This is a genomic window from Fimbriimonadaceae bacterium (genome assembly GCA_019638775.1).
In the GTDB taxonomy this organism is placed as follows: domain Bacteria; phylum Armatimonadota; class Fimbriimonadia; order Fimbriimonadales; family Fimbriimonadaceae; genus JAHBTD01.
Genome location: JAHBTD010000047.1, coordinates 1 through 7,526 on the forward strand (window position 1 = coordinate 1; position 7,526 = coordinate 7,526).

At 54.7% G+C, this 7,526-nt stretch carries 2 protein-coding genes; both read left to right on the forward strand.

Going from position 1 to position 7,526, the window contains the following annotated elements; all coding sequences use genetic code 11:
• Window positions 1–235: 235 nt before the first annotated feature.
• Window positions 236–796 (forward strand): hypothetical protein, encoded by a 561-nt coding sequence (locus KF784_19120; GenBank protein ID MBX3121176.1) that lies wholly within the window; start codon window positions 236–238, stop codon window positions 794–796.
• Window position 797: 1 nt separating this feature from the next.
• Window positions 798–7,526 (forward strand): hypothetical protein (locus KF784_19125; GenBank protein ID MBX3121177.1); only part of this gene is annotated, 6,729 nt, incomplete at its 3' end.

A 7,526-nucleotide genomic window follows, 5' to 3' on the forward strand; every position in this document is an offset into this window, starting at 1 on the left:
GGAAAGCAGATTCATCTAACTCCCGGCATGGCCGTGACGGTGGAGATCAAGACCGGACAGCGGCGGGTGATCGAATTTTTGCTGAGCCCCCTATTGAAGTCCACGAAAGAGAGTTTGCGGGAGCGGTAGGAGCGCGAGGTAATGCAGAGATGACTCATAGTGGTTAGTACCGGAGGAAACACCTAATGCCTCTCTTGCGCATGGCAATGCGTGAAGTCGATCGGAGGTTCCGCGCATGATAGCACTCACCCTGCTTTTCGTGCTGATCCTGTATGGATTGGCTGCTTGGTGTGTTACCCGAATGCTCGGATGGCTTGGCAGAATATGTGTCCTTCCCCCGCTCTCGACGAAAGTGGTGCAAGGCCTCACCCTGACGCTTTTTCTCTTGCTCCCGACATGGGACATCATCCCCAGTGGTTTGTATTTTGAGCATCTTTGTGAGACGGAGGCCGGCGTCAGAGCGTTCAAGATAGTCGAACTCGACCAGTCATATTTTAGGCCTGATGGACGGCCGGACGATAAAAAACTGTTAGATCGCTATGTCCAATCAAGTAAATGGAATCGTGATTTTTCGTCTTGGGCGCACATCACAAGAATAGAGGGGCAGATTCACGATAAGGAGACAGGCGAATTATTGGGCGTCGCCACGGATTTTTCTTACTATGGTGGCTGGGTTGAAGCGACTATCGCTCCAATGTCTCCCATAACTTGCCCAGCGTTTAAGGCTGGAGTGTTTGGGATAGGCTTACAGCAGGTCTTTAGGTTAAAGCAGACGTCCTTGCAGGAGAAAAACTGAAATGGCCGATCCAATTGGTATGTATTTTCAGCACTCGCAGCTGGCTATGGCGGCGTATGCGGATTTTACTGCGACAATGTCCTCGAATGACTATAAGCGCGCATTGAAGGATGCGGGGTTTACGGACCCCTTAGTCGATACATTTGTGGCTGCCTATAGCGTTATAGGAGAGACTTTTACGGACCCCGTGACAGGTTTGTCCGTAACGCTTTTCCAGAAGGTTGCGACCGGCGAGAAAATTCTGGCTATTCGTGGAACAAATCCTGATGAAGTTGGTGATCTCATCACAGATGGACTACTGTTAGCCGGAGAATCAGCCACCTTAAGTCCGCAGTATGTCGCACTCCAGAGATACTATTCGCAGCTGATTGAACACGAAGCACTTGGCCGCAATGAGCTTTTGTCTGTGACAGGTCATTCTCTTGGAGGGTTCCTTGCCCAAGCTTTCACGGTCGACCATGCGACCAATATTCGCCATACGTACACCTATAACGCCCCAGGAATTGGTGGCGTGGTGATTGAGGTCTTGGAACGGTTGGGCGTAGCGGCAAATACTGTTCCTTCAGGAGCCATTACTAACATTATTGGCGAGAACGGACTGTCGATCGCAGCTGGATTGGGTACCCAAATTGGTAAGCCAGTGAACATCTTTATCGAGGGCACAGGATTCAACACTTCGTTTCATGATCACCAAATAGCGACTGCCACTGATGCACTTGCATGGTATGACCTCGCTGCGAGAATTGATCCGACGATCGATGTGGCTGCAGTTACTAGATTTCTTGAGGCTTCTTCATCGGTCGCCGCCCGTCGGTTGGAAGCGAGTCTTGATACCCTGCGCGTTCTGTTCACCGGCGATCGCACGCCAACTCCGTCAGGGCCATCTGGAATGGGTGATCCGAATCGCGAGGCGTACTATGTGAACCTCATCAATCTACGGAACAGCCTTCCCAGTACAAATGATTATCGACTCGTCGATTTGGTTGGAATGTCGAGCGCTACTGTATTCAGTCAGGCGAAGAGTCCGACGCTGGATGGCCTTGCCTATCGCTATGCGCTGCGCGAGTTAAATCCTTTTGTAATGATCGGCATCGACTATGAGGCCCTCCATAACCAAGACCACTCCCTAGACATATACGATGCCGATACCGGTGTTGGTGTCTGGACTCAAATGGCCCTGAGCGACCGCGCTGAGCTATTGGCGGAGAAGTTGCGCTTCAACGTCAACGATGGAACTCCCAGCAGCTCGACTCTGTTTGTGGATGAAACGACGAATTTCAACAACCAACGCGGGGCGACGGCAATCGAAGCAGTCATGTTCGGAGATATCGAGGGCCGGGAGTATTTGGGGCGGAGAGGGAATGATCATATCTATGGAGGGGCTGGGAACGATTTTGTTCATGGCGCAGGGGGGCAGGATTATCTCGAAGGCAATGAGGGTAATGATGAGCTCTATGGCGAAGCTGACAACGACATTTTGCTTGGCCAACAAGGGAGTGACACCCTTAATGGTGGTGCAGGCGCTGACCGCATGAGTGGCGGCCTCGGCGACGACATCTACATCGTCGATAATTTGGGAGATAAAGTCTTCGAGGTCGAAAGTGGCGGGCTCGATCAGATTCTTGCTTCGGTGGATTTCTCCCTTAGCCCACACGTGGAGAACCTGACCCTGACGGGCATGGAAAATACTTCAGGGACAGGGAACAATCTTGATAACCGAATCACAGGCAATAACGCTAACAATCGCCTCACTGGCATGGGCGGTAACGACCTCCTCGAAGGCGGCATCGGCGTTGACACCTATGTCTATTCGTCCGGGGATGGAATGGATCGGATTGAAGATAGTGATGCGCAAGGGCGGATTATTTTTGACGGCCGCGTGTTGCAGGGCGGTGTTCGTCGTGCCGGGGATGCCGCGAATACGTATACCAGTCTCGATGGCCGAACCACCTATGTCATGTCGGGGACGGATCTGCTGATCAATGGCGTGCTCATCGTTAACGAGAATTTCCAGAGCGGTCAGATGGGGATCCAGTTGCGTGACATGTCTGGAATGCCGCGCGACGCGGGCGTTCCAACAGGACCTTTTATTGATACTTATATCGGCGATGCAGATGCGGAGGGGTGGGTTCCAGGAGGCTTGGGGGCGATCGAGGTGTATGCAAATGGTGGCAACGATGTGCTTCATGGAGACCATACGCCGGTACTTGGTGCGTTTGACGATCTGTTGGATGGCGGAACCGGCAACGACGTGTTCTTCGGCGGTTATGGAAACGATTATTTGATCGGCGGATACGGGGATGACTATGCCTTGCTGACCGATGGGGACGTGTTTCTTGGTGGCGATGGTGACGACTATGCTGTGGGGACGGCAAACTATTTGAGCCTTGCGGGACCGATGATTGGAAGTGGGGCCCACTATGCCGATGGCGGGGCGGGTCACGACACGTTGATGGGGGAGATGGGGACGGATGTACTGCTGGGTGGTGACGGAGATGATGTGCTTCGGGGAGAAAATCGTCCGACGGGTTGGATCGGCCTAGTCTATGACAATTCCATATGGAACCGAACAGCACAAGCAGGGGTCATTTCGTTGACTGGTGGCGACGACTATCTTGATGGCGGGGCGGGCAACGATTTGCTTGTCGGCGATGGCGGCAATGACATTCTCCTTGGCGAGGCGGGTGACGATCGGCTGTTTGGTGAGTCGGATTTCACTCACACGATTGCAGGCGATGATTGGCTTGATGGGGGCGAGGGAAACGACTCGTTGTTCGGAGGCGCCGGTGCGGACATGCTGTCGGGAGGTGATGGAGACGACCTCTTAGTCGGTGACTTTTCCGGCGACCCGGGAGCCGACGATATTCTTGACGGGGGCGCCGGCGCAGATGAGCTCCAGGGGGGTGGCGGCGACGACATTCTGTACGGTGGAAGCGGGATGGACCGGCTTGCCGGATTTGGCGGGAATGATTTCCTCGATGGCGGCGCTGACGATGATGAGTTGCAGGGTGGCCTTGGCGACGACGCGCTTTGGGGCGGTGTCGGCAATGATCGCATGATTGGGCAAGAGGGCGATGACACGCTGTTTGGGGAGGAAGGGGATGACGAACTTCAAGGCGATGTCGGCAGCGATACACTCTTCGGTGGAGAAGGTCATGATGCGCTGTTTGGGCACGATGGAGACGATCTGCTCTCGGGGGAAGCCGGCGATGATTTGCTGAACGGTGGACTCGGCAATGACCGGCTGGATGGTGGCGATGGCGTCGACGATGTTCAGGGGCGTGAAGGGGATGATTTTTTGGTCGGCGGCGACGGACACGATTTCCTGTACGGCGACGGGAACAATCCTACGCTTCTCAGTTCTGCAGGCGGAAACGATACCCTGGATGGGGAAGAGGGGGATGACCAGCTATGGGCTGGCGCAGGGCAGGACCAGCTGTTTGGTGGAGAGGGTTCGGATCAGCTTGTCGGAGATGTTGGTGACGATTTCCTCTATGGTGAGGCCGGCGATGATCTTCTTTTCGGCGACTCCCCGTTCTTCTTCAGCCAGGCAGGCGCGGATATGCTCGACGGGGGAGAGGGCGACGATACTCTTCACGGCGGGGGAGGCGAGGATGATCTTCAGGGTGGTGGGGGAAACGATTTTCTGATCGGTGGAAGCGGGCTTGATACGTACAGAGTTAACCAAGGTGACGGTACTGATACAATTCAGGACGATGGGGCGCAAAGCAATCGACTCATCTTTGGTGCAGGCATCACTCCCGAATCGCTGAAGTTGGATGTGGGGCCGGCAGACACGCTGGTCTTACGTGTGGGTCATGGTGGAGATGCAATTCAACTCACCGGCTTTGGGCTGAACGCTTCTGCCGAGTTCCATACCATCCGTCACTTTGAATTTGCTGACGGCACGGTATTGACGGACGGTGAGTTGCTTGCCCGAGGGTTTCAGTTGTCCGCTCCAGAAAACGGTGGAACGTTGCAAGGAACGAGCTTCGCCGATCATATGCAAGGCAGCCCAGCTGAGGACTGGCTGTATGGACGTAGCGGCAACGATATGTTGCTCGGTGGCGTAGGCGATGATGTCTTGGAAGGTCATGAGGGCGATGATGAATTAGACGGGGGTGCTGGAAACGACCGACTGTATGGAAACGAAGGATACAACGTGTTGCGTGGTGGCGAAGGCAATGACAGTTTAGAGTCGTCGGGTATTGCCGACCAGCTGTTCGGTGGCGCCGGGGATGATGCGTACCACCTGCGATCTATGGGGCAGGTCATCACCGAGGACGTGAATGCAGGTCGCGACACGATTTACCTCACCCCGACTGAGTCACTTACATTTCAGGCGCCGGACAACGTCGAGAACGTGAGCATAGAAGACGATGTATATCTGAGTCCAACGACTCAGGTGAACGTGGTTGGAAACGCTTTGGATAATGAACTGTCTGGCTCCCATCGGCTCGATGGACAGGCGGGCAACGACGTACTAATCGGAACCGGCGACAATACATTCCTGTTCAGCGTCGGGTACGGGCAAGATATCGTACGGAGTGGGATGCAGATGTATGCCCATTCGGGACTCGATCAGGTGCAGTTTCTCGAGGGCGTGGCGCCGACTAACCTGAGTCTAGAACGGCAGGCCGATGATCTTGTCGTGAAGATCAATGGGACTGCCGACGAGTTACGCGTGCAGTCCTACTACGAGTCTCCTGCCGACACGGTTGATCAATTTATTTTTTCGGATGGGACGATCTGGACGTCTGGCGAGATTGAAGTACGCGTACGAACCGTTGTCGGCGTCGGGGCTGACGAATCTATCTATGGTTCCAATGGTGACGATACCATTCGGGGCATGGGGGGGAATGATCAGATCCGAGCCAGCGAGGGGAATGATGTTCTTGACGGAGGCGCCGGAAATGATTTTCTGGAGGGTCATGTCGGCAATGACGTCTATCTCTTTGGCCGAGGGTACGGGCAAGACTCCATCGACGATCAAGGTGATTCAGCAGATGTCGATACATTGCAACTCATCGATGGAATCGCACCCGGCGATGTGACGTTACGGGCAACTCCAGATTTCGGTGGCAATGCGATTCTGAGCATCAACAACACCGGCGATCAAATCAGTCTCGGCGGATTCTTTGAGTTCCCATCCCTCCGCATTGACCGTATCGCATTCGCCGACGGGACCATCTGGGATTACAGTGCCATGCTGGCCCACACGGAAGGCGTCAATCTGGTCGGCACCGAGGACACGGACTATTTCTACGGAAATGTGACGAACGATACGCTCTTGGGATTAGGTGGCGACGACACTCTCTCGGGCGGCGCGGGGAATGACAGTCTGGACGGGGGCACGGGCGCAGATCTCATGACCGGAGGCGCCGGAAATGATCTGTATATGGTCGACAACCTCGGCGACGTGGTGACAGAACAAGCCGGACAAGGTGCGGATACGGTCCAGGCGAGCCGGACCTACACGCTAGGAGCAAATCTGGAAAATCTCACCCTCACCGGCGAGCTCGCCATCAATGGTACTGGCAACTCTCTGAATAATGTTTTAATCGGAAATAGTGCGGTGAATGTCCTGACTGGTGGGGCTGGAAACGACACGTACGTGGTAGGGCTTGGCGACATCATTGTAGAGGGGGCGAGTGCCGGGGCCGACACTGTGAAGTCTGATATCAGTTGGACATTGGGCACGAATCTCGAAAATCTCATCTTGACGGGTGTGGAGGCTGTCAATGGGACCGGCAATAGTCTTGCCAACACCCTGACCGGTAACAGTGCGGCAAATATTCTCAGCGGCGGGGCCGGAGCAGATAGACTGATTGGAGCGCAGGGGGATGATCTGTACATCGTGGACAATGTCGGCGACAAGGTCACGGAGCTAGTCGGCGAAGGCCTGGATACGATTCAAAGTTCAGTGACGTATACGCTGGGGGCCAATGTAGAAAACCTTACGTTGACAGGTACTTCTGCGATTAACGGGGCAGGAAATGGACTGGACAACGTGTTGATCGGAAACAGCGCGGCCAACCGGTTAACCGGTGGTATGGGAAATGATACCTATGTCCTTGGTGCGGGTGATACCGTCGTCGAGGCGGTGAATGCGGGGATTGATACCATCCAAAGCTCCGTAACGCATACGCTCGCTACCAATGTCGAAAACCTCACGCTCATAGGCACAGGCGCGATCAACGGTACGGGTAACGCGCTCAATAACATTTTGGTCGGCAATAATGCCGCCAATATACTGACCGGCGGTACCGGGGATGACACGTATGTAGTTGGGGCGGGAGACACGGTGGTCGAGTCCTTGAATGCCGGCATTGATACGGTGCAAAGCTCGGTGACCTGGACCTTAGGCGCGAATGTTGAACATCTTGCTCTTACAGGAACAGCCGCGATCGGTGGAACGGGCAATACTCTTGCCAACTCTTTGATCGGCAACGCTGGCAACAACGTGTTGATGGCTGGTGACGGCAACGATACGCTGTCGGGTGGAAAAGGGAACGATGTGCTTAATGGTGGGACGGGCAATGATGTGTTTCAGCTGGCCCGCGGAGATGGCCAGGACACGATTACTGATGCCAGTGGGACTGGGGATCGCTTGAATTTTGCGTCCGGGGTCAACCCCCTCGATCTCATGTTGAGTCAGAGTGCCAATGATTTGCGTATTGCCGTGTATGGTTCGACGGATCAGGTGACGATTGCCAACTGGTATGCCGGT